At 44.8% G+C, this 26014-nt stretch carries 22 protein-coding genes and 1 pseudogene; 9 read left to right on the top strand and 14 right to left on the bottom strand.

All coding sequences use genetic code 11. From position 1 onward, the window contains the following. Nucleotides 1–2 precede the first annotated feature (2 nt). Nucleotides 3–1079, bottom strand: coding sequence for a FecCD family ABC transporter permease (locus ACDJ59_RS03950; protein ID WP_218034852.1), 1077 nt, complete (start codon nt 1077–1079; stop codon nt 3–5). A 166-nt stretch (nt 1080–1245) separates the two neighbouring features. Here ACDJ59_RS03950 and ACDJ59_RS03945 point away from each other — a divergent pair, with 166 nt between their 5' ends. Then, nucleotides 1246–2310 carry an ABC transporter substrate-binding protein gene (locus ACDJ59_RS03945; RefSeq protein ID WP_413407752.1) on the top strand — a complete coding sequence of 355 codons (1065 nt, stop codon included), beginning with the start codon at nt 1246–1248 and terminating at the stop codon, nt 2308–2310. 220 nt (nt 2311–2530) lie between these two features. Then, on the top strand, nt 2531–3736 hold the full coding sequence (locus ACDJ59_RS03940; protein WP_413407751.1) for an MFS transporter: 1206 nt from the start codon (nt 2531–2533) through the stop codon (nt 3734–3736). Nucleotides 3737–3830: 94 nt separating this feature from the next. Here ACDJ59_RS03940 and ACDJ59_RS03935 read toward each other — a convergent pair whose 3' ends face one another. Then, complete coding sequence (locus tag ACDJ59_RS03935) at nt 3831–4283, bottom strand: Lrp/AsnC family transcriptional regulator (protein ID WP_413407750.1); 453 nt, start codon at nt 4281–4283, stop codon at nt 3831–3833. Nucleotides 4284–4453: 170 nt separating this feature from the next. On the opposite strand from ACDJ59_RS03935, the gene ACDJ59_RS03930 reads away from it, so the two are divergent. Continuing rightward, on the top strand, nt 4454–5638 hold the full coding sequence (locus tag ACDJ59_RS03930; protein WP_413407749.1) for a serine hydrolase domain-containing protein: 1185 nt from the start codon (nt 4454–4456) through the stop codon (nt 5636–5638). Between the two features lie 55 nt (nt 5639–5693). Here ACDJ59_RS03930 and ACDJ59_RS03925 read toward each other — a convergent pair whose 3' ends face one another. The 6 genes from ACDJ59_RS03925 to ACDJ59_RS03900 all read right to left on the bottom strand — a co-directional run bounded on the left by ACDJ59_RS03925 (nt 5694) and on the right by ACDJ59_RS03900 (nt 12586). Beyond that, nucleotides 5694–7055 carry an amino acid permease gene (locus ACDJ59_RS03925; protein WP_413407748.1) on the bottom strand — a complete coding sequence of 454 codons (1362 nt, stop codon included), beginning with the start codon at nt 7053–7055 and terminating at the stop codon, nt 5694–5696. A 754-nt stretch (nt 7056–7809) separates the two neighbouring features. Then, entirely contained in the window at nt 7810–8508 is a 699-nt protein-coding gene (sigK, locus tag ACDJ59_RS03920) for an RNA polymerase sporulation sigma factor SigK (RefSeq protein WP_047843844.1), read from the bottom strand. A gap of 130 nt (nt 8509–8638) precedes the next feature. Beyond that, entirely contained in the window at nt 8639–8818 is a 180-nt protein-coding gene (locus ACDJ59_RS03915; protein ID WP_341008291.1) for a hypothetical protein, read from the bottom strand. Nucleotides 8819–9037: 219 nt separating this feature from the next. Then, nucleotides 9038–9985, bottom strand: a complete 948-nt coding sequence (locus tag ACDJ59_RS03910) for an alpha/beta hydrolase (protein ID WP_413407747.1) — start codon at nt 9983–9985, stop codon at nt 9038–9040. Between the two features lie 401 nt (nt 9986–10386). Further along, on the bottom strand, nt 10387–11634 hold the full coding sequence (locus ACDJ59_RS03905; protein ID WP_413407746.1) for an MFS transporter: 1248 nt from the start codon (nt 11632–11634) through the stop codon (nt 10387–10389). Between the two features lie 25 nt (nt 11635–11659). Next, nucleotides 11660–12586 carry an ADP-ribosylglycohydrolase family protein gene (locus ACDJ59_RS03900; RefSeq protein WP_413407745.1) on the bottom strand — a complete coding sequence of 309 codons (927 nt, stop codon included), beginning with the start codon at nt 12584–12586 and terminating at the stop codon, nt 11660–11662. Between the two features lie 502 nt (nt 12587–13088). On the opposite strand from ACDJ59_RS03900, the gene ACDJ59_RS03895 reads away from it, so the two are divergent. Then, entirely contained in the window at nt 13089–13757 is a 669-nt protein-coding gene (locus ACDJ59_RS03895) for an HAD family hydrolase (protein WP_047843848.1), read from the top strand. Nucleotides 13758–13804: 47 nt separating this feature from the next. Then, nucleotides 13805–14977 (top strand): mannitol-1-phosphate 5-dehydrogenase, encoded by a 1173-nt coding sequence (locus tag ACDJ59_RS03890; RefSeq protein WP_413407744.1) that lies wholly within the window; start codon nt 13805–13807, stop codon nt 14975–14977. Between the two features lie 254 nt (nt 14978–15231). Here ACDJ59_RS03890 and ACDJ59_RS03885 read toward each other — a convergent pair whose 3' ends face one another. The 3 genes from ACDJ59_RS03885 to ACDJ59_RS03875 all read right to left on the bottom strand — a co-directional run bounded on the left by ACDJ59_RS03885 (nt 15232) and on the right by ACDJ59_RS03875 (nt 17858). Further along, on the bottom strand, nt 15232–16122 hold the full coding sequence (locus ACDJ59_RS03885; protein ID WP_413407743.1) for a hypothetical protein: 891 nt from the start codon (nt 16120–16122) through the stop codon (nt 15232–15234). 142 nt (nt 16123–16264) lie between these two features. Further along, entirely contained in the window at nt 16265–16918 is a 654-nt protein-coding gene (locus ACDJ59_RS03880) for a YkyA family protein (RefSeq protein ID WP_413407741.1), read from the bottom strand. A gap of 37 nt (nt 16919–16955) precedes the next feature. Beyond that, nucleotides 16956–17858 carry a polysaccharide deacetylase family protein gene (locus ACDJ59_RS03875; RefSeq protein ID WP_235431597.1) on the bottom strand — a complete coding sequence of 301 codons (903 nt, stop codon included), beginning with the start codon at nt 17856–17858 and terminating at the stop codon, nt 16956–16958. 228 nt (nt 17859–18086) lie between these two features. Between ACDJ59_RS03875 and ACDJ59_RS03870 the strand changes: the two genes are divergently transcribed. After that, entirely contained in the window at nt 18087–19031 is a 945-nt protein-coding gene (locus tag ACDJ59_RS03870; RefSeq protein ID WP_036668496.1) for a DMT family transporter, read from the top strand. 63 nt (nt 19032–19094) lie between these two features. After that, nucleotides 19095–19943 (top strand): sulfurtransferase, encoded by an 849-nt coding sequence (locus ACDJ59_RS03865; protein WP_413407740.1) that lies wholly within the window; start codon nt 19095–19097, stop codon nt 19941–19943. A gap of 211 nt (nt 19944–20154) precedes the next feature. Here the strand turns inward: ACDJ59_RS03865 and ACDJ59_RS03860 are convergent, their stop codons facing one another. After that, on the bottom strand, nt 20155–21714 hold the full coding sequence (locus ACDJ59_RS03860) for an acetamidase/formamidase family protein (RefSeq protein WP_413407739.1): 1560 nt from the start codon (nt 21712–21714) through the stop codon (nt 20155–20157). Between the two features lie 279 nt (nt 21715–21993). On the opposite strand from ACDJ59_RS03860, the pseudogene ACDJ59_RS03855 reads away from it, so the two are divergent. Beyond that, nucleotides 21994–22110 (top strand): annotated as a pseudogene (locus tag ACDJ59_RS03855) (sulfurtransferase); the annotation flags it as partial. Nucleotides 22111–22170: 60 nt separating this feature from the next. On the opposite strand, the gene ACDJ59_RS03850 reads toward ACDJ59_RS03855, so the two are convergent. Beyond that, on the bottom strand, nt 22171–22758 hold the full coding sequence (locus tag ACDJ59_RS03850; RefSeq protein WP_413407738.1) for an imm11 family protein: 588 nt from the start codon (nt 22756–22758) through the stop codon (nt 22171–22173). Nucleotides 22759–22825: 67 nt separating this feature from the next. After that, nucleotides 22826–24634, bottom strand: a complete 1809-nt coding sequence (locus ACDJ59_RS03845; RefSeq protein ID WP_413407737.1) for a helix-turn-helix domain-containing protein — start codon at nt 24632–24634, stop codon at nt 22826–22828. Between the two features lie 377 nt (nt 24635–25011). Here ACDJ59_RS03845 and ACDJ59_RS03840 point away from each other — a divergent pair, with 377 nt between their 5' ends. After that, nucleotides 25012–25983: a phosphotransferase gene (locus ACDJ59_RS03840; RefSeq protein ID WP_413407735.1), complete on the top strand. Its 972-nt coding sequence runs from the start codon at nt 25012–25014 to the stop codon at nt 25981–25983. Nucleotides 25984–26014 lie beyond the last annotated feature (31 nt).

Genomic DNA, 26014 nt, shown 5'->3' with positions numbered 1-26014 from the left:
GTTTAATTTCCTCCAAAACCGTAGCCTTTTTTGACCAGCATATACATAAACATTGGTGCACCAATCATGGCCGTAATAATCCCGATTGGCAACTCCACGCTGGATATGAGGGATCGTGCAATAACATCCGTCCAGATGAGGAAAATGGCTCCAAACAGCACAGATACAGGCATCACCTTACGATGGTCGGAACCCACGAGACCTCTGACAATATGCGGAATAATGAGTCCGACAAAACCAATCATGCCACAGCTCGCCACCATAACGCCTGTCACCAAAGCAGTTAAAAGCATGTACAGTCTGCGATACACACTCAGATTAATGCCCAGTGTAACCGCTGCTTCATCCCCCAATAACATCGTATTAAGAACTCTGGACTGTAAAAGGAAAAATAGAATCGCCACCAGCACGACGATACCTACGAGTGGAAGCTTGTTCCATCCGGAAGCCGCCAGGCTGCCCATGGTCCAGAACGTCACCGTTTTGATGCCTTCAGCATTGTTGGCAAAATAAATAATAAAGTTCGAAAAAGCGCTGCATAACGCGTTAATCACCATTCCGGCAAGCACCAGCTTAACCGACGTCATTTTCCCCCGAATCCCTGCCAAAGTCAGGACCAGTAAGGACGCACCCATCGCACCGGCAAAAGCCCAGAAAGCCACCCCCGTCTGACCTAGCCACCCAATCGCACCGAATCCAATTAGAATTGCAAAGGTTGCTCCAAGTGAAGCGCCTGAGGATATACCCAGTATGTAAGGATCAGCCAGTGGATTCTGCACAGCAGCCTGCATAACAGCACCGCACAAGGCCAAGCCTGCACCGATAAACATCGCCATCAGCACACGCGGGAAACGAATCTGCCAAATGATATCGGTAAAGGAGCCTGCCTCAATGGGTGTTGTCCCCCACTGAAATCCCGTTAATTTGTATAAAAGAATACGATATGACTCCGCCAGTGGAATTTGTACCTGTCCAATGGAAACTGCAATACCTACGGATATAAGCGTAATCATGATTAAAGCTGCAATCAGTAAAGCAAACCCGGATTTACTATGAATCAGAGACTCTCTTTTCCCCATACGCTGTGTCTGAACCTGAACCGTCTGTGCCATCTCTTCCCCCATCAATTCGCGTAAAATGTAGAACAAATTAAATTTAGCTATTTACAATGTGTTTTCTCGGATTATAATTGAGAATGATTATCTTTGTCAATTTAAAACACATAGAAAAGGGGTTCATCATTTAATGAAATTCTCATCCAGAACCATTGGCATCGCTGCTCTAAGTCTCCTGTTAATGCTGCTTGCAGCCTGTTCGAACACTTCAACTTCTTCCCCTGCCGAAGAAACAACTTCAACAGCTAACACGACAGAAACTTCAGCTCCTGCTGAGAATACAAATAAAACGACGTACCCGCTCACCATTGAGAACTTCACGATCTCGGGTGAAGGCGGCGAGTGGAAACCCAAAGTGCAAGTATTCGATAAAGCACCTGAACGTGTTGTTGCGAATACCCAATCTGCGGCTGAGATGCTTATCAAATTAGGTCTGACCGATAAAATGGTCGGTGTTGCTGCTCTATACGGTTCCGTTACACCGGATGTGGCTGATGATTTCGCCCAAATTCCAGTATTGTCCAAGGATTATGTAGGTAAAGAGCTGGTTGTAGGTGCAAGCCCGGATCTGGTACTCGGACGGGGCGACCTGTTCGCTGATGCAGACTGGGGCGTGGGTACCGTCGATGGATTGAATGACATGAATATCCGCACGTTCCTGCAAACGACGAATCACAAAGGCTCACTTGATAGCCTGTATAGCGATATTGCACAACTTGGGCAGATCTTCGATGTTCAAGAAAATGCCGCAACATTCACGGAAAGTCTGAAGACTCGTGTTGAAGCCATTAAGGCAAGTGTAGCCGATCAGCCTGATCATACTTTTGCCTATATCGTACCCGCTACGGAAGACACCATTACGGTAAGCAGCATGCAGAACGATACGTATCAGCTCGATGCACTTGGCCTGCTAAAACTGAAAAATACGTTTGATGGTGTGCAAGGTGAGGTAAGTGTTGAGCAACTGATCACAGCGAATCCGGACTACCTGCTCTTGTCCGCGTATGCCGGGTCACCGGATATCGATAAGCTAATTGAGAACCTGTATGCCAACCCTGCCCTGCAAAGTATGAACGCAATTAAAAACAAACAGATCTATGTCACAGATTTCAGCCAGTTCTGGGGTTATGGATATCAAATTCTGGATGGTATTGAGAAAATGGGACAGGAAATGAAAGCTAATCCAATCAAGTAATGACTTGAGCCAATGAGCAGGAGAAGACATTCTCACTGCTCTTTTTTTCAGTTCATTTTAGAACATACTAAATTAACGGATAAACTCACAAATTAAATTAAAAATCATGTTAAAACCTCCTTCTTACCTTTAATCCTGTATGCAAAAATTTAATTTTTTCAGATAAGCTTATATGCATAGTTCTGGATAGGATTAAAATATAAGAAATGAGGTTTTATTCATGACCGCTCACACACCCCTCCCAAAGCAAAGGGAGCTGCCTTCCATATCTTCAGAACGCCTTCCGTGGGCTGGGCTTCTTGCATTAGCCATGGCGGGATTTATTTGCATCCTCACTGAAAGCTTGCCTGCGGGACTGCTGCCGCAAATTGCAAAAGACTTGGGGATCACAGAAGCCCTCACCGGACAATTGGTGACTCTTTATGCCATTGGATCACTTGTTGCTGCCATTCCATTGACTGCTGCTACACGCGGATGGAGACGCCGACCTCTACTGTTAGTATGCATTAGTGGTTTTCTTGTCTTTAACACCGTTACCGCCTTATCTTCGGATTATATCCTGACACTTGCTGCTCGTTTCATGGCTGGAGTCTCTGCGGGTGTGTTATGGGGCATGACAGCTGGTTATGCTCGTCGAATGGTCCCGGATTCGTTAAAAGGTAAAGCCATGGCCGTGGCTATGGTCGGCACACCGGTAGCATTAGCCCTGGGTGTTCCAATCGGTAGTTTTCTCAGTTCTTATGTCGGCTGGCGCCTCATCTTCGGGATGGTATCTCTTCTGACCGTAACTTTAATCGTATGGGTTCTCTGGAGAATGCCGGATTTTGCCGGAGAGCCAACTGGTGAACGTCTCCCGCTGCATAAGGTGTTTTTAATTCCGGGAGTTAGGCCTATTCTGTTTGTTGTTCTGGCCTGGATGCTTGCCCATAACATTCTATATACCTATATTTCTCCCTACCTTGCCCAGACCGTATTTGCTAACAGAGTCGACTTGATTTTGCTCATTTTCGGTTTTACTTCCATTGTTGGAATTTGGTTAACCGGCATGCTCATTGACCGATTTTTGAGGAAATTGGTTATCATTAGCTTGGCATCATTCGCTCTGGCCTCTGTCGTGATGGGAATTGCTACTCATCAACCTGTGATTATTATCCTTGGCGTCATGATCTGGGGACTTACGTTTGGCGGGGCCGCGACACTGTTACAAACTGCCATCGCTCAAGCCGGAGGCAAAAGCACAGATGTCGCCCAATCGATGCTGGTTACAGCATGGAATCTGGCGATTGGCGGAGGAGGCATCATCGGGGGCATCCTTCTTGAAGTATTTGGAGCAGGATACCTTTCCGGGGCGCTGTTTATCTTGCTCATTCCTGCGTTGCTTGTAGCTATGCGGGCTTATAAATATGGATTTACCAGAGCAAATTAACAGGAAGACGTTTTGCATGAGTTACACGCAGGAGGAAAGAGGAGTTCACTTGATGTGGACTCCTCTTCTGTTTTTCATTTTAAAGACCAGAATCTTATTCTGCCTGTGCCAACAGATTTGGTCCTCCCACGAGATTCTTATGTGCAATTGGAGAAGACATGGTGATTAAAGTCATGTAAGTACCGTACGGATCACACTTGTTCTCAAACTCCTCGAGTCCCTGAATGGTGTCTGTGAGGATTTTCAGCAAGTAATTGTACTCCCCACTTATCCGATAACATTCCACAACTTCAGGTGACGCACGACAGAAATCCAGGAAAGGATAACAATCCCGCGTACGAAAAAGAACATAGGCTGTGCTTTGCTTGCCCAATTTGGTTGGGGAGATTACGGTTCGATATTCCTCGATAATTCCCTTTTCTTCCATTCGTTTGACTCGTTCAGTAACGGCGGGCTGAGATAACCCCACCAGTTTGCCGAGTTCGGTCATGGATAATCTCGCCTGATTCTCCAAGTGATACAGAATATGCTGATCTATTTCGTCCATGTGATCCACTCCTTTAAATACATAAGATATATTCAGAAATTACCTTAAGTATATTCGCCAATTCATTATAATGCCTTTAACAAACCATGTAATACAAGATCAATCATTTATATAATAAACACAGTTATCACGAGAAATCAAATACATCAGTTGGTGAGAGGAAGATAAACATGAGAAAAAAAGACATGACGACATTGCATAATTATGTGGATGAAGCCATTGACCGCGCTCTAAGCGAAAAAAGAATCGTAGGAACAGTTGTACAAGTTGCTTTAAGAGGGGAACTGATATACAGCCGGGCTGCTGGTTTCGCGGACAGGGAGCAAAAGCGCAGCATGTCGGAAAACGCTCTGTTTCGACTTGCTTCCGTAACCAAACCTATTGTCTCGACAGCAGCTCTGGCATTAATCTCACAAGGAAAGCTGAGTGTGCATGATCCGGTGACACGCTGGCTTCCTGCATTCCGGCCCAAACTTGCTAATGGTCAGGACGCTTTAATATCAGTACATCAGTTGATGACACACACCGCAGGCTTGACATACCGTTTCTTCCAAGAAGATCAGGGAACCTATGAGCTTGCAGGGGTATCGGACGGAATGGATTGGTCTGAAATGAGTCTGGAGGAGAATCTGCAGAGGCTGGCTTCTGCTCCTCTTCTGTATGAGCCAGGCAACAGGTGGAGATATTCCATTGCGACAGATGTACTTGGTGCCGTTATCGAAAAGGTAACTGGGATGTCACTACGAGAAGCTGTTCAAACGCTGGTTACTCATCCACTCCACATGACCGACACTGACTTTGTTGCGGTGGATTCGGAACGATTAACAGCCGCATACGCTAATGGTTCTGAAGAACCGCGTCTCCTTCATCAGGAGTTGGAGCAGATTCCTTTTATTGAGGGTACTGCTGGCTTCAGACTGTCACCCAATCGTGCAAATCGTACTTCTGCTTACTTATCGGGTGGAGCGGGTATGGTTGGAAGTACCGGAGATTTTCTTACTTTACTTGAAGCATTGCGACAAGGAGGACAGCCTCTCCTTACAGAAGCCGTTGCGGCTGAGATGTCTACCAATCAAATCGGTGATCTCGTGATGCCATACTGGCCAGGAAGAGGGTTTGGCCTTGGTTTTACCGTACTTAAAGACCCTGTCGCAGCCGGTACACCGGAATCAGCGGGTACGTGGCGAATGGGTGGAACTTACGGCCATTCCTGGTTTGTTGATCCAAAAGAAGAACTTAGTGTTGCAGCATTCACCAACACGGCACTTGAAGGGATGTCGGGCCAGTATACAACCGATATCTGTGATGCCATCTACGCAGGCATTCGTGAAGGCAAAGAGGCTGTAAGAATATAAATACGAATAACCGCCCAATATCATTGGGCGGCTTTATTTGGCAACGATGGTAAGACTACTGTCTGTTATTACTCAAATTTTTCTTTTTGAGAAGGTAGATCCCAGCAACCAGGATAAACCACACCGGCGTGACAAACAGTGCCACACGCGTATCCTCGGCCAATGCCAGTACCACCAGCACAAATGCCAAAAACGCTAGGATCAAGTAGTTCGAGAACGGATAAAGTGGCAGTTTGAAGCGGCTGCGACTCGCCAGTTCCGGCTGAGTACGACGATATCTGAGATGACAGATCACCATGATGCCCCAGACAAAGATGAAACACACGGTCGACACGCTCGTGATCAGCGTAAATACGCCTTCTGGCATGATATAGTTCAGCACAATCGCGATCAGAATAACAATCGTGGAGAAAAACAGCGCATTGGAAGGGACTTTCCTCTTGTTCAGTCTTGCAAATGATTCAGGTGCGTTGTGATCTTTTGCCATGGAGAACACCATACGGCTTGTACTGAAAATGGCACTGTTACACGCTGACGCTGCGGACGTCAGTACCACGAAATTCACAATGCCGGCGGCAGCTGCAATACCCACAGCGGCAAACACTTGTACAAACGGACTTTCAGTGGGCACGATAGCGTTCCACGGGTAGATACTCATAATAATCAGCAGTGCGCCGACATAGAAAAGCAGTACCCGGATCGGAATCTGGTTAATCGCTCTCGGAATAACCTTCTCCGGGTTCTCGGTTTCCCCCGCTGTGAGTCCCACCAGTTCCATGCCTACAAAGGCGAACACTACCATCTGGAACGATATGATGAACCCATGCAATCCATTCGGGAACCATCCCCCATGACTCCACAGATTGGTGAAACTCGCTGGACCCTGATCCGTGGTAAAACCTTTGAATATCATATATAAACCAACAATAATGAGTGCCAGAATAGCCACGACTTTAATCAGGGCAAACCAGAATTCCATCTCCCCAAACAACTTGACCGTTGCCAAGTTCATGATTAATAAAATGACTAACGCAATTAACCCTGGCATCCACTGAGGTACATTTGGAAACCAAAACTGTGTATACAATCCAACGGCCGTAATATCAGCCATGGCAATGGATATCCAGCAGAACCAATAGGTCCAGCCTGTAATAAATGCAGCCATATTTCCCAGGTAATCACGCACAAAATCGACAAAGGAATGATACTGCAAGTTGCTTAACAGCAGCTCCCCCAATGCACGCATGATCAGGAACAACACAACACCCGTAATAATGTAGGCCAGCAAGATGGATGGCCCAGTTAGCTGGATCGTTTTGCCTGCTCCGAGAAACAGACCTGTACCGATCGCACCTCCGATCGCCATCAACTGCACATGCCTGTTCTTTAATCCCCTTGTTAACGTTTCTTGCTGCATGATCAACCACCACTCTCTTTCTGCAAATGCTCTCTACGATGCAAAATATTATTACTCATCATATAATAATCTGCCCAGAATACATATCCCTCTTTTATATATTTTTTTGCACAGCAAAGAGGCCACCTTTGTAAGAGGTGACCTCTGGTTTTGTACATACTTTTTTTGTGCACTTGCTGGTTGTACTTTGAGAACTGATACAGCGCTGCTGATAGAGCCCTCTTGATGATCTGGTTTTCATACTCTTTGCTTCTCTAATCTTGAGTTGCAACTGGTCTGTAATATCGTCGTCTTATGTACGATCCCTCGTTATCTCACGTCATGCTGATAATACATATCTATAGAAGTATTTAAAAATATAAGCCAAGCATAGAGCGACAACGACTAAAAAGGCAATCGCTAATGAACGTTCGGTTTTCCAAACTCGAATAGCATTAGCAACACTAATCATCAATAACGCAATAAAGTTAATAATACTTGAATACGATTGAAACGAGTTGAAAACGATCATTATAAATCCTACGATCCAGATTAACAAAAACCACAGTGGAGTTTTCCGAAAAAGCTACTTCATTATGATTTACTCCTTAAATATTAAATTAGTCTGTGTACAAGATATTCTTCAACAGGGATGAAAATCCCTTTATTTAGGTTATAATCCCAAATAATTAATACTAATTAGATCGATCCAGTTTTAAGTATCTTCACAGTAAAAAGGGCTCCCAATAAAGGCGCCCTCTGGTCTGTTTAGCAACTACTTTTGCTTATAAAACTCATGATACAGCTTCATTAACGCTCGTTTCTCAATCCTTGATACATATGAGCGTGAGATGCCCAGTTCCTTCGCAATTTCGCGTTGAGTTCGTTCCTCCCCGCCTGCTTCCAGGCCAAATCGACCGATCACAACTTCCTTCTCCCGATCATCCAGGATGTCGAGATTGCGATAAATTTTGCTTTTTTCAATCTTGAGCTGCACTTTATCTACAACATCATCAGCTTCTGTTCCGAGGATATCGATTAGCGTAATTTCGTTGCCTTCTTTATCCGTACCGATGGGATCATGCAGGGATACGTCTTTGCGTGTTTTCTTCAGGGAACGCAGATGCATAAGTATCTCGTTTTCAATACACCTCGCCGCAAATGTGGCAAGCTTCGTACCTTTGCCTTGTTGAAAACTTTCGATGGCTTTGATCAAACCAATGGTTCCGATGGAAATCAGATCCTCCTGATCTTCACCCGTATTGTCGAACTTCTTGACGATATGCGCGACGAGGCGCAGATTGTGTTCAATGAGCAGATTGCGAGAGTGAGCATTGCCTTCAGCCATAAGGCGCAAATGTTTGGCTTCATCACCCTCAGCCAGTGGCTGGGGGAACGCATTATTTTTGACATACGAGACGAGTAACGTTAACTCTTTAATGAATAGAGCAATTGCGGTAAACAATCCGGGCACAGATGACACCTCCTGCAGTTTTACAACGATCTGGCCTGAGCACGTGTGGGAACAGGGTCGATCTATTGTATGTAGGCAGAGGCCCAGAAGTGCACGTACACTTGAAAAAGGGGATGACCTTGCGAAGATTTCACAGACTCACAGAAACAATGGAGCCCACCCGCTGAAGCAGGAGAAATTCTTTTTCCACACTTTCGATAAAATATGTTTTCTCACCAAATATAACGACATCGTTCTCCGTTAAGGGAACCTCGCTTTTGAAATAAATCACATTGTCAGTTTCCCGGAATGCACCTTTGTAATAGAACATCCTATTTCTCTCCTTCATGTATCTACCTATGTAATTAACTACCCGCTCCATGTGGATCTGCTTCCTTCATGCTAACATATTCTCTCTCACTCATCATGTCATATTCGCACACTAACCAACATAAAGCCCCAGTCCTGTGCAGAACAGAACTGAGGCTGCATATCGATATGAATTCCTGTTTCTCCTGTCGATTGCTTCAAGAAACTAATTCAAATTAAATTATTTGAAGATTCGTTGTGAGAACTGATACAGGCCGCTGTTCCAGACAGATGGTTCGTGTCCACCTACATCCAGATAAAAGGTATGCGGAATGTTCATGCTGCTCAAGCCGTTTTTGAAATTCTGGCTGACCCATAACAGACCATCACTCGATCCACAGGAGATCCACAACAATTTGAGTTGGCTAGCGACTTGTCCCGGGTTGGAAACCAGCTGCGATACAGATTGCGTATTCGGTGCAGCCGAGAATGCCCCTACCCAAGCGAAGGTATTCAGATTTTTCAATCCGAAGTTAAGCGACTGCCCACCACCCATGGACAGACCGGCCAACGCACGACTATTGCGGTCCTTGTACACCGGATAATTGGCCTCGATATGAGGAATCAGATCCTTGAGCAGGTCTTGCTCAAACCGTTCAAACGCAGCCACTTTGTCCGGAGCAAAAATGTCACCGACTGGACGATCGTCCTTCATGGCACGGCCATTCGGCATGACAACGATCATCTGGGACAGCTTTCCTTCCGAATACAGGTTGTCCAGAATGTTCTTTGGTTTCATTGCGTTAACCCACTCATACTCATCCCCGCCGATGCCGTGCAGGAGATACAAGACGTTATACTTTTTATTCGGAGAATATCCTGGCGGTGTATACACCGTCGCTTTCCGTGTATTGCCTACCGTTGTGGAGTAATAGGATATCAGATTGGTATTTCCGTGCGGAATATTGTTTCGATAGCCATCATAACCCGGTGGTGCCGGCACAACCGGAGTGTTAGCCAGCGCATTTTGCCCGGTATTATCCATGGTGCCGGTCGCTCCCTGATCTATCACAGACTGAATGGGGGCTGGAGCTGGAGTTTCCTGCATATCCGTTGCAGACGCCATCGTTGGTACAAGGAGTGCTGCTGTGATGGAGAGACTCAGAATCTTGGACAGACGTTTTTTCATTAATATCAATCTCCTTTGGAATATGATTTTAAACCGTGTACGAACCTCATAACAGGTCTTTCAGATACACACAAGCCTTAATTGAAAGCCCTTACATTTTAAAACGAAGTTCCTCCTTTCCACGCATGAATACGGACCGCTATCCTTCACCTTTCTCAATACGGAAGTAAACATCCGTGATCCATAATTTACAATCAATTCCAATTACATCTTTATTATATCACCTCACAAGGCCTGTACATCATCAAAAAACTTAAATAACTATATCTTATAGTTTGAAAAGTATACTTCTTCACACCACCAGACCGTCTATTCGCTCCCCTACTCTGGATCTCATCATGATATAAAAAGCCTCAACTCTCCGTGTTCAACGGAAGAATTGAGGCGAAACGATTCCATATTCAGCTTGCCGACGCTGCCTCTGCAACCTGGGCAATCTCTGGCCCATGATGTTTACGCTCCATGAACAGACTGAAGAGCAGTCCTAGCAAACCTAATCCGGCAATAACTGCGGCATACAAAGGCACTGAGATAAGTCCCGTATGTGTAATTGCATACCCACCCATATAGGCACCAGCGGCATTTCCCAGGTTAAATGCCGAATGACTTGAGGTTGTCGCAAGCAACGGTGCTTCGCGGGTCATATTCATAATCCGAATCTGAAGTCCCGGCATAATACCAAACGCGGCTACACCCCAGAAGAATATGGTGATTACCGCGAGATAAGGATTCTCTAGTGTAATCGTAAGTGCAGCTAACAGAACAGCTAAGATCCCAAAGTTGACGATTAACGAAGGCATCAGCTTCCAGTCTGCCAGACGGCCGCCAACCAAATTGCCCAAGGTTACACCGAAGCCAAACAACACCAGAATCCAGGTCACACTTTGCTCTGCAAAGCCGCTAATATCCACAAGCATCGGCGTAATATAGGTGAAGACTGTAAACAAACTTCCGCACCCCAACGCCCCAATAAGCAGAACCAGCAACACTTGTGGACGTACCAGATTTCGAAATTGCTGACCGAGGTTTGCAGGCGGTCCTTGCGGAATAACCGGAATAAAACGAATAATCCCCATTAATGAGATAATGCCCAGAATTGTAATCGCCCCGAAAGATGACCGCCATCCATGCTGTTGCCCGATAAATGTACCAAACGGAACGCCAATGATGTTGGCAATCGTTAGCCCCGCGAGAACAACCGATACCGCTCCTGCCCTTCTCTCGGGCGCAACAAGCCGCGTTGCCATGATTGAACCTACACCAAGGAACGTACCATGAGAAAATGCCGTTAATATCCGTGCTGAGATTAACAACCCATAGGTGGGAGCAATAACGGACAATGCGTTCCCGATAATGAAAATGCACATCAGCAGTACCAGCAGTTTTTTCTGCGGAATCTTGTGTGTAAATACGGTCAAAATCGGCGCACCTACCGCTACACCAAGCGCATATCCCGTAATGAGTTGTCCAGCCTGCGGAATGCTTACATTCAGGTCTATTGCCACATTAGGCAGTAAGCCCATAATAATAAATTCAGTCATACCAATCGCAAAAGCCCCTATTGTCAGGCATAACAGGGATAATGGAAACGCCCCTCGTTTACCTGACGGTGAAACCTGTGGTTGTATTGTATGTCCAGTCGTGCTCATAGATGTTCTCTTCTCCTGTCTCTAATCAACGATTTTCTGTCGCCTTCAACCACAAGTCATCTGTTAGTTGTTCGAACGTTCCACGCATAGCCAGCTTGTCCCGCCAATGTGCCGGAATGCCGCTTAGCCCGTAATAAGCACCTGCGATTTGTCCGTACACCGCACCCGTGGTATCCGCATCATCACCCAGATTAACAGCTAACAACGCGCCTTCTTCAAAGCTTGACGACTTATGGAACGCCCATAGTGCTGCCTCAAGTGAACGAACCACATAGCCGCTACCCTTAATTTCGGGAGGTTCTTTTCTCTGATAAGAACCCAAAACAACCTCTTCAATTGCAGGCGAAAAAGTAGGTTCTTCCCTCCATTGTCTGCATGTCTCCGGCATCAGCATGACGCTCTTGTTCGCTCCGCGCAGACCGGCAACAATTATTGCGGCTAGCACTTCACATGCTTCCACGCTTTCCGTTGCAGCATGTGTTGTCCGGGAGCTCAGCCCAGCATAGTGGACCGCCTCGTTTGGTTGATTAGCGTAAGCCATCACGACAGGTGCAAGCCTCATGATAGAGCCATTGCCCGCCGTCATCGGGTCGGTTGATCCGCTGTAGGCTTCTCCAGTTATCTCAAACCTCTCCAAGGCACTTCTTGTGGCCCCGCCGATATCAAAGCAATCGCCTGTGCTGCTCATATACCCGACCTTGTACCAATTGGTGTATCTGCGCATCTGATCCGCAGGATCAAAGTCTGCTTTACGTACCAAACTTTCTGCCAGACACAGAGCCATGGATGTATCATCTGTCCACTGCCCTGCCTCAAGCCCAAATACACCGCCACCCACGATATCCGTTACGGGTTCAAATGTGCCCGGGCTGCTGAATTCCACGGTAGTTCCCAACGCATCACCCGCTGCAAGCCCGATGAAGCAGCCATTGAAACGGTCCTTTTGCAACATGCTTGTCTTCCTCCCTTACTCCATATACTTTCAGAATCTTTCTTCCATTCTCCCACAGGGCCTGATCTGGCGTAAAGCTAATAAAATCCAATAAATTCAGCTCCATTTCTTCTATTATAAAAGTGTCGAAAGCTGTTGAACGGTCAGAATAGCAAATTTTCATAAAAAAAGTTTTATTTTTTTGAGCTGTAAAAACAGTTTATTCAGTACACCGCTTACATGCAAAAGGGTTAACGGTTTGCAACGTTCATCATTTTCTGAAAACAAATCATACATGTTAAAATTTTCAATGTAAACAATCATGACGCGCTTGACCCCTCCGTTTGTCCTATGTTACGGTTTTATTAGCTTCAAACGCATATTTTTTCCCAAATTAATATTCATTTCGGTTTATTGCGTTAACTAATATCCCGCAGGTTAATGAGTGCAGGGAATGAATTTGCAGAAAATTTTCATTTTTATTTTATCCCCAAACTAATTCTGAAACAGGAGGAACAAATTTATGATTAAGGCACTGGTGTTTGATTTCGACGGAACGATTATTGATACAGAGACAGCATGGTACATTGCTTTTCGTGATGCTTACAAGGAACACGGCGTAGATTTAACCTTGGAGATGTATTCACAATGCATCGGTACCAGTCTGAAAACATTTAATCCGTATGAGTACCTCATCACAGATTTGAATCTTCCGATCGATCGGGAAGCGTTCAGGGAATCCGTTCAGTTGCAGCACGCTGCATTGATGAACAAAGAAAAGGTGCGTCCTGGTATTCAGGAATATCTTGAACAAGCACGTGAAGCCGGACTGAAACTAGCTGTAGCATCCAGCTCCAAACGGGAGTGGGTTGAACAGCATCTGGAACAACTGAAACTAAAAGATTATTTTGAAGTCATTCGTACAGCAGATGATGTTGCAAATGTGAAGCCTGACCCGGAACTCTATACTCAAGCGCTTGAAGCCCTTGGAGTAACTGCAGACGAAGCCGTAGCGATTGAGGATTCACCTAACGGCGCGCGTGCAGCTGCTGCGGCTGGTATGCACTGCGTAGTCATATCGAATACCATCACAGGAACACTGGAATTCGATATGCCTCACCAACGGCTGTCTTGCTTGACTGACCTTACATTTAACGATTTGATTTCGAAGCCACTCGTCACTACCGTCTAAGGTCTGCACGAATTTCGCGATTAAATCCTTAAAGGGGGAGTTCACACATGAAAGCTGTACATTTTGGTGCGGGCAATATAGGCCGCGGTTTTATCGGTCATATGTTGTCCGCTTCCGATTACAAAGTCTGCTTTGTCGCACGTAACCCGAAGAAAATCTCCATGCTTCAAGAGAGACAGGAATATCCGATTACACTTGCCAATAGAGATCAGGACACTACGATTGTCAACAACGTGACGGCTATCAATGTGAGTGAGCAGAATCTGGTTGCTGAAGAGATCGCTTCAGCCGATCTGATCACAACCGCCGTGGGTGTATCTGCACTCGGAGATATCGCCGAGCCGATCGCCAAAGGCATTCAACTTCGCATGAAAAATAATAATCAGGCTCCACTGCATATTATCGCTTGCGAGAACGCCATCGGTGGTAGCACCCGACTGAAGAAACGCATCTATCCATTTCTGGATGAACAAACTCGCAAAAAAGCCGAACGTTATGTTTCTTTCCCCAATGCAGCTGTGGACCGGATTGTTCCGGCTCAAAACCACAAAGACCCGCTGCAGGTCACTGTTGAACCTTTTTACGAATGGGTCGTTCATCGTCCAGCACTTCTGGATGGATTTAAGAAAATAGACGGCGTCCACTATGTGGATTCGCTTGAACCTTATATCGAGCGTAAAATGTTTACGGTCAATACAGGCCATTGTGTCGCCGCATACTTCGGCTATCTCGAAGGATTCAAGACGATCCGCCAGGTGATGAGTAACTCCACCCTTCGGGCCAAGGTACGCCATGTTATGGAAGAGACCGGTCAGATGCTCATCCAGAAGCACGGATTCAACGCTCAGAAGCATAACAAATATATCGATACCATACTGGAACGCTTCGCCAATCCCAACCTGACGGATCAGGTCACCCGGGTCGGACGTTCCCCCCTTCGCAAGCTTTCGCCTCATGATCGGCTTGTTCGCCCAGCGATGCAGGCCAGTGAATTCGGAATTAAAATTCCTCATTTAACTTCTGCTATGGCGGCCGCAATGCTGTTTAATGACAAACGCGACGAGGAAGCCATGAAGCTACAACACATGCTTCGCGAAGATGGCGTCTCCGCCTTCATCCGTGAACGCATGGGAATTCCCGACGAACATCCCGTTCATCAAAATGTAATCGCCCGTTATCAAGAACTCAGAGGGTGCAAGGAATCGACTATACTAACCTGAGTAACGGATCAGGGCATGGGTTCGATCCTGCAAACTGAATAGAAGCACGGCCAAGAAGCCGGGAGGAACCTATGCAGCAGCATCGCTCCTTCCGGCTATTTGTCTATGCACGGCGTGGCACGGCACGGTACATCTATCTATATTGTAGTAACGTTAATAAAACAGCGTATCTCCTCTCTCAAGGAAACACGCTGTTTAGGGAATCTTTTTAATTTAATACATCGTTTGGTTTAACCGAGTGGCTCATCCCTTTTCTACTCATTCATAATGGAATTGAGGGATGCATATGCCATGGGCAGGAAACCTTCCGAAGGTTCACCAATAGGTGCTTGGATGTGGAAAATGAAACCATTGCCGTCCAGTTCTTTCACGATAAAATACTCTGTTTTCTTATCATTCTGGGACATCATGTATAATTTTGCATCCTTCATCGGGCCGTTGCTGAGTTGTTCAGCCGTTAATTGCTTCACTTCTCCGGTCTCGGACAACTCTTCCTTGGCATCCATCTTCAGCGCATCCAGATTGTAATTCGCCGGCAGCTTCTCAATCTCTACCTCATAATCCGGATCAATATTCATTGTTAATTCATGGTCTTCGGCGTCAAAAGCCATCGGTTCAAACACATAAAGTGAATAACCTTTCGCTTGTGCCAGTGTTACTGGGCGTTTCTCGGTCATTCCTTCTACCGTCACTTCCAGCTCTGATGTCTTCGGACGATCGGACGTTACTGTACCGCCTGCATTGGAACCGTTATTGTCATCACTCGATTCAAGCTTTGCAATCTCTGTAAGTACCAACTGTTTCGTTGTTGCATCAATCGTTTTCTCTACATATTTGAAACGAACGGAATCTTCGTCATCGATATCATCCAGAGACTTCTGCAGATCTTCGCTCACTTGGAATGACATCGGCTTCTCATTCACTCGAATCTCAACGGTATGCGGATCAGCCCATCCAGTCAGAATACCTTCTGCTTCTATTGCAGCACTTTCATTGGGTTGTTGCTCCGGTGCTGGTGACTGTTCTTCCGTATTATTCACTGTTGGCTGTGCAGCAGGATTACTGTTCCCACATGCCACAAGCGAGAATCCCATAAGTAAAACCAGGAGTGATGCACTGACTTTCATTGTATTTCCTTTTCGCATATGAACACCTCCGTTAGCTTATACGCAATGATGCTTGTCCATGTTGCTTCTCATCCATTGGCTTGGCTGTATACTAGTACTTACACGGGAGACAGGCAGCTCAATCATGCAAAATATCTGAATCGTTGCTCAGATCCTCTACTCAGCTGGCCTGATCCATCTGTACCAGTTTGGCATTGGCTCCGTTAAATGCTTTGGTCTGGAGGTTAAATTGCTTTCGGAATTCAGCAAGCTTCGCATATTCGCTATTCCGTACCCGAATGGCTCGCTTAATCTTAACCAGATTAGGTTCTGCACTTTCTCTCATCAGATCATACAACTGCTCATCGGCACTCAGACTCAACTGATACGAGACAACAAAATTTTCCAACGCACGTGCTCTAGCTTCATATTGATCCAGCACCTTTTCTGCCTGTGCCAACGTTTCTTCTTTTTCAAATGATAGTTCTTTCAGTGAACTGCGCAGGGCCACCGTCTTCTCGTTGGTCTGTTTCATGGCCTCTTCCGCCTGTTTCAACAACGTTCTTCGTTCATGAATATGATCTGCTGCCTGATCCAACAGTGCTTCGAGGTCACTGTTTTTGTTCTTGCCTTTGTCTAAAATAGACTTGTATAACTTCATATCTTCCTGCTCATGACTGGTCAGCGTCTTCAAACTCTGATCGATCTCCTGACCGCTGAGCACCAATTGGTTTATCTGATTTGCCGCAGGCTCCTGCGGATCTCCACAACCACTCGCCAGCAGAATTAGCAATACACTAACTGCCGCAAGCGCCACTTTTTTACTCGTTAGCACCAAAGTCCTTCCTCTCTTGCATCATCTTGTTGTTATATTACAAGCGGGTATCTCCGCTAAAATTGGCTACCCAGTGTGCATCCGGATCGTATACTTCGAACTCGTAACCCCGATCTTCGAGTAACTTCAGAATGCGTGGTAAAGCCTGAACCGTCTGCTCCCGCTCATGCATCAGAATCACTTCCTTATCCCGATGTACACTTTTGCTCACCCGGGCCACAATCTTGTCCGGCTGACCGGGAAGATTCCAATCAAGTGAATCTGTCGTCCAGTCCCACATTTTGAATCCGGCCGCCGCAATGTCACCTCTGAACTTTTCACCGATCTGTGGACTGCTGCCATAAGGTGCACGAATAAGATGAGGCGTAAAACCAATCAGGTCCTGCACCATCTTCTGCTCTTTCTTGAACTCTTTCACAAAGTTTGCCGAGTTGCCGCTCTTATACAGCTTTTTATAGTTATGCGTCATGCTGTGAAGTCCAGGATAACTGCCTTCCTTCAACAGCCGTTTGACTGCTTCTGGATGCTGATTCAACTGACGTCCGATCATAAAAAAGGTAGCTTTCGCCTCATGCTGCTTCAATATATCCAGCAGTTGTTCTGTATATTCAGTTGGCCCATCATCAAACGTTATGTATGCCAATTTGCGAACCTGGCCCTGGAACCGTGCCGGCTCCTCCTTCGCATCAGGAGTAACTTGTATCATGCCAAGCTTGGCCGGCTGTTCGATTACAGTAATTGGAGGCGGCGCCACAACGCTTTTGATCCAATGCGTCATGCCAAAGAATACATATGTAATACCGGTAACGAACAGTACCAAGAGCATTAGAGCTATGATTACCCTTCCATACCGGATTTTTCTTCGTTTATGTGTTTTCGTGCGACTTGTGCTAGGCGGAATACTGCCACGTTCTCCCGCTCTCTCTTGTTGAACTCTCACTGTCATGCCACTTCCTTACTTTCATTTTTTCCCGATTATTGGTATATTATCTCGTTTCATGTCTCTATATAGAAGATTAATAGAAAAATGGATCGGGAGAATGACAGAATAGTTACAAGCCCGGTTACAATCTACTTATCTCTTCGTTCTCTTTATCTTTCCTGCGGTTGTCTTCTCCTGTATAATGAAGTGATTTACGCTATCAGACTTCAAGAAGGAGCTACACCCATGACAAGCTTGAACCGTGCCGGCAGATCCATCTATCTGTTATTCTTTGTCGGCATTATCGCCATTTCTTTTTCTTCGATCTTTGTACGCTGGTCTACCGCAGATGTTGCGGTCATTGCCATGTACCGTCTATTTTTGACCAATCTGCTAATGCTCCCGTTTGTCTGGAAATACAGACATGAGATGATGCGTCTGAGCTTACGGCAGTGGGGCTTGCTGCTTGCATCCGGTGTGATGCTGGCCCTCCATTTCCTGCTCTGGATGGGTTCGCTGCGGCTCACCAGTGTTGCCAGTTCCACAGTTATTCTCGCGCTGGAGCCTATACTGATTCTTGCCGGTTCGGTATGGCTGTTCAAAGCCAAAATTAACCGCATGATGATCATCGGCATGGGCATCGCCCTGCTTGGATCAATCGTTATTGGCGCAGGAGATTTCCAGTTGGCAGGTACTGCCCTGCAAGGTGATGTCCTGTCTTTACTTGGCACAATCGCAGTCGCCGTTCATATGCTGCTGGGTCAATTTTTGCGAGCGGGACTTAGTGCATTTTCGTATAACTTCTGGGTTTTCTTCGTAGCTGCTTGCACGCTGGCGGTATATAATCTGATCATGGGCCATCCGTTCGGAGGTTACGCTGCGTCAGAGTGGGGAATCTTCCTGCTGCTCGCCATTGTGCCAACAATCTTTGGACATTATCTCTTCAACTGGCTGCTTCAATATATGAATGCCACAACGGTATCCATGGGCGTACTTGGGGAACCCGTATTCTCTTCATTACTGGCCTGGATGCTGCTCGGTGAATCCCTCAGTGCATTACAGATGTCTGCCGGGGTTGTCATTATATTCGGGGTATGGATTTTCATTCGATATGGCAAAACCAAACCTCAGATTGCTTCAGCAGAAGCCTCTGTTGCGGGAAAAGGGCCTATTGAACCTACAACGGTATAACGTATTTTTTCGTAAATCATAGTAATAAAAGACTCTACCACTCTCATAAGGCGGTGTATTTTGATGAAAAATATTGTATCCATGCGCTGGCTACTCGCCAGAATGTATGAACCGGATGTAGTTATTGCAGATTGCAGATTCTTGCTCGGTCAGCCGGAGGCTGGAAGACAAGCCTATGAAGCTGGACATATTCCAGGAGCTGTCTATCTCGATTTGGAAAAAGACCTGTCTTCTCCTGTGTCTGCGCATGGAGGACGTCACCCGCTTCCTGATCCGGCTGTGCTCGCAAGTCGTCTCTCCAAAGCTGGCATCGGCTCCAATAGTCGTATTGTTGCTTATGACGATCAAGGCGGAATGAATGCATCTCGGTTATGGTGGCTGCTTCGCTATATCGGTCATGAACAAGTGTATATCATGGACGAAGGTTTCTCCGCTTGGAAAAACGCCAAGTTCCCGGTTACCACGGATGTGCCGGTTCAGATCCCATCTTCCTTTGAGGTGAATGTGCAGCCAGCCATGCTGGCAAGTGCCCAGGATGTTCAGCAGGCTTCGGCAAGTGGCATTGCCGTGCTAATTGACTCCCGTGATGCTCGCCGCTATGCGGGTCTGGAGGAACCGATTGATGCCAAGGCTGGACATATTCCGGGTGCGGTGAATTATTTTTGGAAAGATGTGTTGGATTGGGATGGACGTTGGACAGATACTGGGGTGTTAGAAGAGCGTTTCAGTAAGCTGGACAAGGATGGTGCGATTATCGTGTATTGCGGTTCTGGCGTCTCGGCTTGCCCGAACGTGATTGCACTGGAAGAAGCGGGATATACAAATGTGAAGTTGTATTCAGGGAGCTGGAGCGACTGGATTAGTTATGAGGAGAACCCGGTGGCTACGGGGGAAGCACACAAAGACGTATAGCAATATATCGATATGAATACATCGCCAGGTGGCTTATCTGCCCCGGCGATGTATTTTTCTATGTTCTGAGTCAACATCGATTCAACAACGTAACCCTTTAAGTATTTAAAAGCACACAGAAGTAGACATCAAGTGGCAGCTTTTTTTGATTCATGATAACGGAAAAAACCGTGATGGATATCTGTCCACCACGGTTGAATAATGAAATCTATTATTGCTTTTTACTTAAAGATACATTAGCTGTTAACGTCTTGTCGATCGTCGTCCAGTTGACATAAGCACCTAGTATTTCATTAATAACAGAAACCGGAACTACGGTTTCGCCATTTAAAAGCTTTGGTACGTTACTATTGAACACTAGTTTATCGTTAATTGAATACACATCTGAACCAATTTGAGCACTTATATTTTTCGTACCTAATTTGATTTGCGTTGTACGCGTCTTATTATCCCACACTACTGTACCGCCCAATAGCTCGGAAATTGTTCGAATCGGTACGTAGAACTCATTGTTATGAACAACCGGTTTGATTAACGTACCACCTACGTTCATTGCAACGTCAACATGTTCAAGGAAATCGGTTTTTCGAATGAGTCCATGAACCCCTTTAGTTCGGTCTACGACCTGAGATACTTCATAATCCGTTGCCGCCGATAAGTAGGCATAAGCTACACTTCTATCCATATCAAGCTTATCAGATAAGAATTGAATCGATTCACGTACTGATTCTTTCATTGCTTCATCCAAATCAGGGTCCAGTCCAATTGGAATCCAATAATCCTCTGTTTCAGCAAAGGGTTGCGTGAATTCTCCACTGTGTGGTAGTGATGGATCACCTTTCTTTAACACCGTTAACCGAACTGTCCCCCTTAAGGAAGCTTCCAATGCAGTTAACGCTACTTCCCCATCTCCTTGAGCAAAGTGTGGATCTCCAGTATAGAATAGCCCGCCTTTAACTTGAATTGGATAATAAATAGTTGCACCAACACCCAACTCATTAATATCCATATTCCCTCCTGTTTCAATAGGTGGGATAGAACTCACAACTTCACTGGTATTTGGTGCAACCCCCATAACACCTAGAAACGGGTTAATTGGAAAACGCACATTTTTGCCTGCTTTTGTTGGTAATACTCCATACCAATTGCCGTTGATTTCTTCAATAGGCGTAAATATAGATACATTATTATATAATTCCGGTTTTGTTGCGCTAGCTCCCTCTTGTAGGCCTGTATTTTCTGGAAATTCGTTAGGAAGGGCACCTTTACCATGGCGGTTAGAAATGACACCATACGGAACTCGAGTCTGCAACGAAAGGACTTCTACTTTAAGAACATCTCCTGGCTCTGCTCCCTCAACCGCTACTGGCCCAGTGATAATATGAGGTCCGTCTTTTACATAATCATGCTTAATCTGAGAAGCCGCAATTACCTTCGCATCATCCAACACTCCATCGGGTGAGATACCGAATTTGCCGAAGTACTCCACTGGATTTCTCCCTTGATCCTCTATCATTCCCTCATGCGATACCGTATCAAATGTTATAGCACTTCCTGATGGTACAGTAAGAATCGGAGAGCTGTCTCGATTAGGCAGTGATCCCCAGCGAATGTTCTCAATCGCAGACGTTACATAATAATCACCTTCTACCTTATCGATGGTTGTTGGTTGCAGTGGCATACTAAAGCCCACTGCAGGTAGAGCAAATGTAAACATACTTATAATCCCTACTGAAACCCCAAATTTTCTAATCGTTCGGTTAATAAACATTACGCCCCCCTCTATACTATGTAATATTTTCTAACACAAATAAACACTAACATATAAATACATTTACAACAATATTTTTTTGTTAACAAACATAACATTAATGAACTACATTTCAAGAGTAAACTTATAAATTTAAATAAAATGTAAACATACTTACCACAACTAAGTCATGTAAAACTTAAATACATTTAGTAAACTTAAGGATCCTTCTTCAGAGATTTGAACAAACGAAATTAAGTCACAGGAAAATTATGTATATATTTGACAGACTTAATCACCTGTCCGCACGTGATTGCACTGGAAGAAGCGGGATATACGAATGTGAAGCTGTATTCCGGGAGCTGGAGCGATTGGATTAGTTATGAGGAGAATCCGGTGGCTACCGGGGAAAAATAAGACTAAGAACCCGCGTCTGACGCGGGCTTCTTTGTGCTTTCATTATATTCATGTAGCATTTTAGTTGCTTACATTTCCGACTTCTGTAACGTTCAGATTTAGCTTATGTTTTCGGCATACTTCGTAAAAATCTTTTGAAACAATGGGTTTGAAGATATTTATATAATCCAGCATAAAAAATTCATGCTTGCCAATTCGCTCTTCATGAAGGCAGATTTGAGATACAACTTTGACGATCTTACGTGGAGGCTGTTGTACAGATGCAGCAATGACCGCTTTGCGCCCATATTCCGAACGTTCATAATCAAAAACATCCAAACGATCGAGCTGATGTGCAGTCCAATAGGTTTTTTCAACCGCACGACCGTCGTGGTAACAGACCGTTGTCGGAATAAACTGTGTGTTTGTTTTCGTTTCCTCCAACAGTTTTTTAAAACGATCTGATACGTGTCTCGTTCCTGTGATCGTCTCAAAATAATCTACGTTCAGGTTGCGTACCGTAGACAGTAGCTCAACCTCTGCTGTTGTCCCCTCGGGCAACGTATTCTCTATCGCCAAATAATTCATATCTAATTGGGGAGTGAAGGTTGTTCCGCCACTAATAAACCCTCTACGTGGATATTGAGATTCCAGAAAATAATAGTTCAAAAGAATGATGTCTCCTTTCCAAATAAAGTGCCTTTCAATCAATTATACAGGTTAAGCGGCCCTCCAATTACTCCGCGGTTTTAAGCAAGTTATCCACAATAAAATCAAGCTGTTTGTCTAACGAATAAATATCATTGTAGAAAAATAAACCAAAGCTCATATCAATCAGACGTCCTTCTTTGACTGCGGGGATGTTATTCCAAATTGAATTGTCTGACAGATCAACCATTCCCTCAAAAGAAGAACGGAATATATAATCACCCACATATTCAGGTAATACTTCATAAGAAACGTCCTTGCTTGTCGCATCGTTTCTTGCGTTTTCAATTTCACGTTGCAAGACTTCAGGTGCTTTCATTCCTAAATATTGATAAATAATCTGCGACCCCCGGCCATAACCCAAGCCTGTCATTACAGCCATGGAACCTTTGTTACTTTCCATAATTGTGACGGTTTTATCCAAGATACCTGCTTGTTCAAGTTTTTCCTTGCTTTGTTCAACCTTTTTGTGAAGGTTATCTAACATTTCCTGAGCTTGTCCCTCTTTACCCAGAATTTCTCCAAGCAAATTCATACGTTCTTCTACTGGCAGGTCATAAGGAATGTATACTGTAGGGGCAATCATTTTAAGTCCTTCATATATTTCTTCATTGGTAACAATAATGAGATCGGGATTAAGCGCAGTTACTGCTTCCGGGTCCGGATTAAATGCTCCTAATGAGGTGGCACCTTCCAGTTCACTCGCAAAAGCCGCTCCTTCTTCTACAGAAGAGATCCCCACAGGATTTACGCCTAAAGCAAGCAAATCACCCATTAAATACAGGACAACTACTCGTTGTGGGTTAACCGGTACTTCAATATCCCCTTTTAAGGTGGTTACGGTCTTCATTTGAGATTGTGTATCTGTATTGTGAGCGTTGTTGGCCGCTACCTGATTCGTTGGCTTCTGAGAACCTTCTTTGGCTGAAGGACTTCCTGCCCCACCAGTTGAACAAGCACTAAGCAATAGGCTTAAACAAAGTAATAATGTGATAGCCAAGGGTGTCTTTCTACTTCTGTACATCAATAATTCCTCCTCAAATATATGCTGATTATGATAATCATTATCAATATATAAGGAAGTTAGATCCTGTACAATGCCTAATCGTGCCACAGTCGATGGTACATTAGGACTTTCATGCTGCTTACGATAACGAATAGGTGCAATCCCCATATATTTTTTAAATATTTTAGCAAGATAATAACCATCCGGATAACCAACAGCCTTGGCAATTTCCTGTAAAGTAGCATCTGTAGCAAGCAGCAGTTCCTTCGCTTTGTTCATCCGGATTTGAATGACAAAATCAATCGGACTATAACCAGTCTGGCGTTTGAATAGCCTTGATAAATGACGTGGACTGCTGTCCATAAGCTCTGCTAACAAGTCCATTGTAATGGGTTCAGCATAGTGTTCCTGCATATAATATTTCATTTGGGCAACCAGGTCTGGCTTTATTGTTGGCACGCGCCCATTGTGGATTTGCCATAACAACTCGTATACAAATTGATAAAATAATGACTTTACATGGAACTGTTCCAATGCCTCATGCTCTTCCCAAGCTGTCATCATGTACTGTACTTTGCTTAACAAGGAAACAGGCTGATCAGGTGCAAAGCCGTATTGAAGCTTGAAGGGATTACGGTGCTCCATCAAGGCCAGAATATCCTGACGTTCAGGCAGCGGGATGATGGCTTTGTAATAAATCATATAATATTCAAGGAACTCTTCAACAGGCAAAATGTTCAGGCAACAGCCCTTCCCACCATGCAAAACATGGAATCGTGAGACCTGATGATCTTTTCCATCCAACCGTATAACAGCATTGCCACGCACCATGTATAAGAAACAGCTCGCAGGGAATCGGTAGGAGTGAAGTACCTCCTTCCTTTGCATAGTTATATGGCGAATATCCATTATTTTAATAGATGCCTTGTTCCATAATAAAAGATGTTCATTGAAATGTAAGATGGCTTCCCAGCTCCTTAAAATCATTGGTCATATATAGTCAACAGAGAGTCAACTTGCATGCAAAATAGGGGCCGGATCACCCACTAACGTGAGTACCCGACCCCTTGCTTTGATATACATATGAATATACAGACCTTAATCAACACTTTAACAGATCAAAAAGAAACAGTCTATATTTTGGGGAAAATGTTCTATATATTTAGGTTGCTGGCCGGCAAAATACAGTTGAAACGGAGCTTAAGTCGATGATGTCCAACAACCATCTTACTCGTGAAGAATTACAGGATTATGTGCAACATGTATTTGGTGCCAGTTACCTCATAACGCAGAGCGCAAGAATACATGGAGGCGCACAAAAAGTCATTTACAAAATTGACTGCACGAATGGTTTCACTTGTATGCTGTACGTTTGGGATATTTCCAGCAACTATTTTCAGGAAGAGATCTTGAATGAACCCACTTTCCACAGTTCCTATGGCAGCGAACTTTTCTCTTTGAATACTCGCTTTCTCACTCAACATGGAATTCGAACACCACTCTTGTATGATCTAAATAACGATAGAGACCAGCACTCTTATGATTTTGCTCTTGTTGAGTATGTGGATGGACAGAAAGCCGAAGCCTATTTCCAGCATAAAAATCACAAAGATCGGGATGAGTTGTTTCAACGGATCAGGGATATGTTGTCTAATATGCATAACATCCAAAGAAACGTTTATGGAAACGCCAACGATAACAGCAAAAAGGCTGGGCCTTGCTACCAAGTTCAGCGGTTGGATGCCGAAACAGCCTTATCCTATGCATCCAAGCACATGACAGATATAAGGAAAAATGATGAAAGGTTGCTTGAGAAACTTTACGAATTGGAAGCAGCAATTCAACCCAGAGATCTCTATAGTTTCATTCATGGAGAGTTAGGTCCGGATCATATATGGATAGATCATGCTATGCAACCATGCCTTATTGATATTGAGGGCGCAGGATTCTTCGATCTTGAACATGAGCATAGCTTTCTGGAGTTTCGATTTGGAGACTTTTATCATTACTTAAAAAATAACGATCTCGACCCGGAGCGGATGACATTTTATCGATTTTGCCATCATTTGTCCTTGATATCAGGAGGACTGAAACTGCTTCACAGACAATTCCCTGATCAGCAATTCGCTAGGGGGCTATCGGAGTATCATGCCAGATGTGCAGTTCAAATGCTTTCATGAATATGGATATAAGCCTGGAAGGAGATTTGGA

This window comes from Paenibacillus amylolyticus, assembly GCF_047302515.1.
In the GTDB taxonomy this organism is placed as follows: domain Bacteria; phylum Bacillota; class Bacilli; order Paenibacillales; family Paenibacillaceae; genus Paenibacillus; species Paenibacillus amylolyticus_G.
Note: the sequence above shows the minus strand (reverse complement) of the source record. Positions and strands in the feature narration are given on the sequence as shown.

Coding starts and splice junctions, on each gene's coding strand:
- ACDJ59_RS03935 (WP_413407750.1), bottom strand. CDS start 4,283: ATGGACGAAATAGATCAGCATATTCTGTATCACTTGGAGAATCAGGCG.
- ACDJ59_RS03915 (WP_341008291.1), bottom strand. CDS start 8,818: ATGTTCTATTACAAAGGTGCATTCCGGGAAACTGACAATGTGATTTAT.
- ACDJ59_RS03860 (WP_413407739.1), bottom strand. CDS start 21,714: ATGTTTATTAACCGAACGATTAGAAAATTTGGGGTTTCAGTAGGGATT.
- ACDJ59_RS03910 (WP_413407747.1), bottom strand. CDS start 9,985: ATGAAAAAACGTCTGTCCAAGATTCTGAGTCTCTCCATCACAGCAGCA.
- ACDJ59_RS03940 (WP_413407751.1), top strand. CDS start 2,531: ATGACCGCTCACACACCCCTCCCAAAGCAAAGGGAGCTGCCTTCCATA.
- ACDJ59_RS03930 (WP_413407749.1), top strand. CDS start 4,454: ATGAGAAAAAAAGACATGACGACATTGCATAATTATGTGGATGAAGCC.
- ACDJ59_RS03865 (WP_413407740.1), top strand. CDS start 19,095: ATGAAAAATATTGTATCCATGCGCTGGCTACTCGCCAGAATGTATGAA.
- ACDJ59_RS03845 (WP_413407737.1), bottom strand. CDS start 24,634: ATGGTGCGTGGCAATGCTGTTATACGGTTGGATGGAAAAGATCATCAG.
- ACDJ59_RS03950 (WP_218034852.1), bottom strand. CDS start 1,079: ATGGGGAAAAGAGAGTCTCTGATTCATAGTAAATCCGGGTTTGCTTTA.
- ACDJ59_RS03885 (WP_413407743.1), bottom strand. CDS start 16,122: ATGCGAAAAGGAAATACAATGAAAGTCAGTGCATCACTCCTGGTTTTA.
- ACDJ59_RS03905 (WP_413407746.1), bottom strand. CDS start 11,634: ATGAGCACGACTGGACATACAATACAACCACAGGTTTCACCGTCAGGT.
- ACDJ59_RS03840 (WP_413407735.1), top strand. CDS start 25,012: ATGATGTCCAACAACCATCTTACTCGTGAAGAATTACAGGATTATGTG.
- ACDJ59_RS03925 (WP_413407748.1), bottom strand. CDS start 7,055: ATGCAGCAAGAAACGTTAACAAGGGGATTAAAGAACAGGCATGTGCAG.
- ACDJ59_RS03890 (WP_413407744.1), top strand. CDS start 13,805: ATGAAAGCTGTACATTTTGGTGCGGGCAATATAGGCCGCGGTTTTATC.
- ACDJ59_RS03895 (WP_047843848.1), top strand. CDS start 13,089: ATGATTAAGGCACTGGTGTTTGATTTCGACGGAACGATTATTGATACA.
- ACDJ59_RS03870 (WP_036668496.1), top strand. CDS start 18,087: ATGACAAGCTTGAACCGTGCCGGCAGATCCATCTATCTGTTATTCTTT.
- ACDJ59_RS03945 (WP_413407752.1), top strand. CDS start 1,246: ATGAAATTCTCATCCAGAACCATTGGCATCGCTGCTCTAAGTCTCCTG.
- ACDJ59_RS03900 (WP_413407745.1), bottom strand. CDS start 12,586: ATGTTGCAAAAGGACCGTTTCAATGGCTGCTTCATCGGGCTTGCAGCG.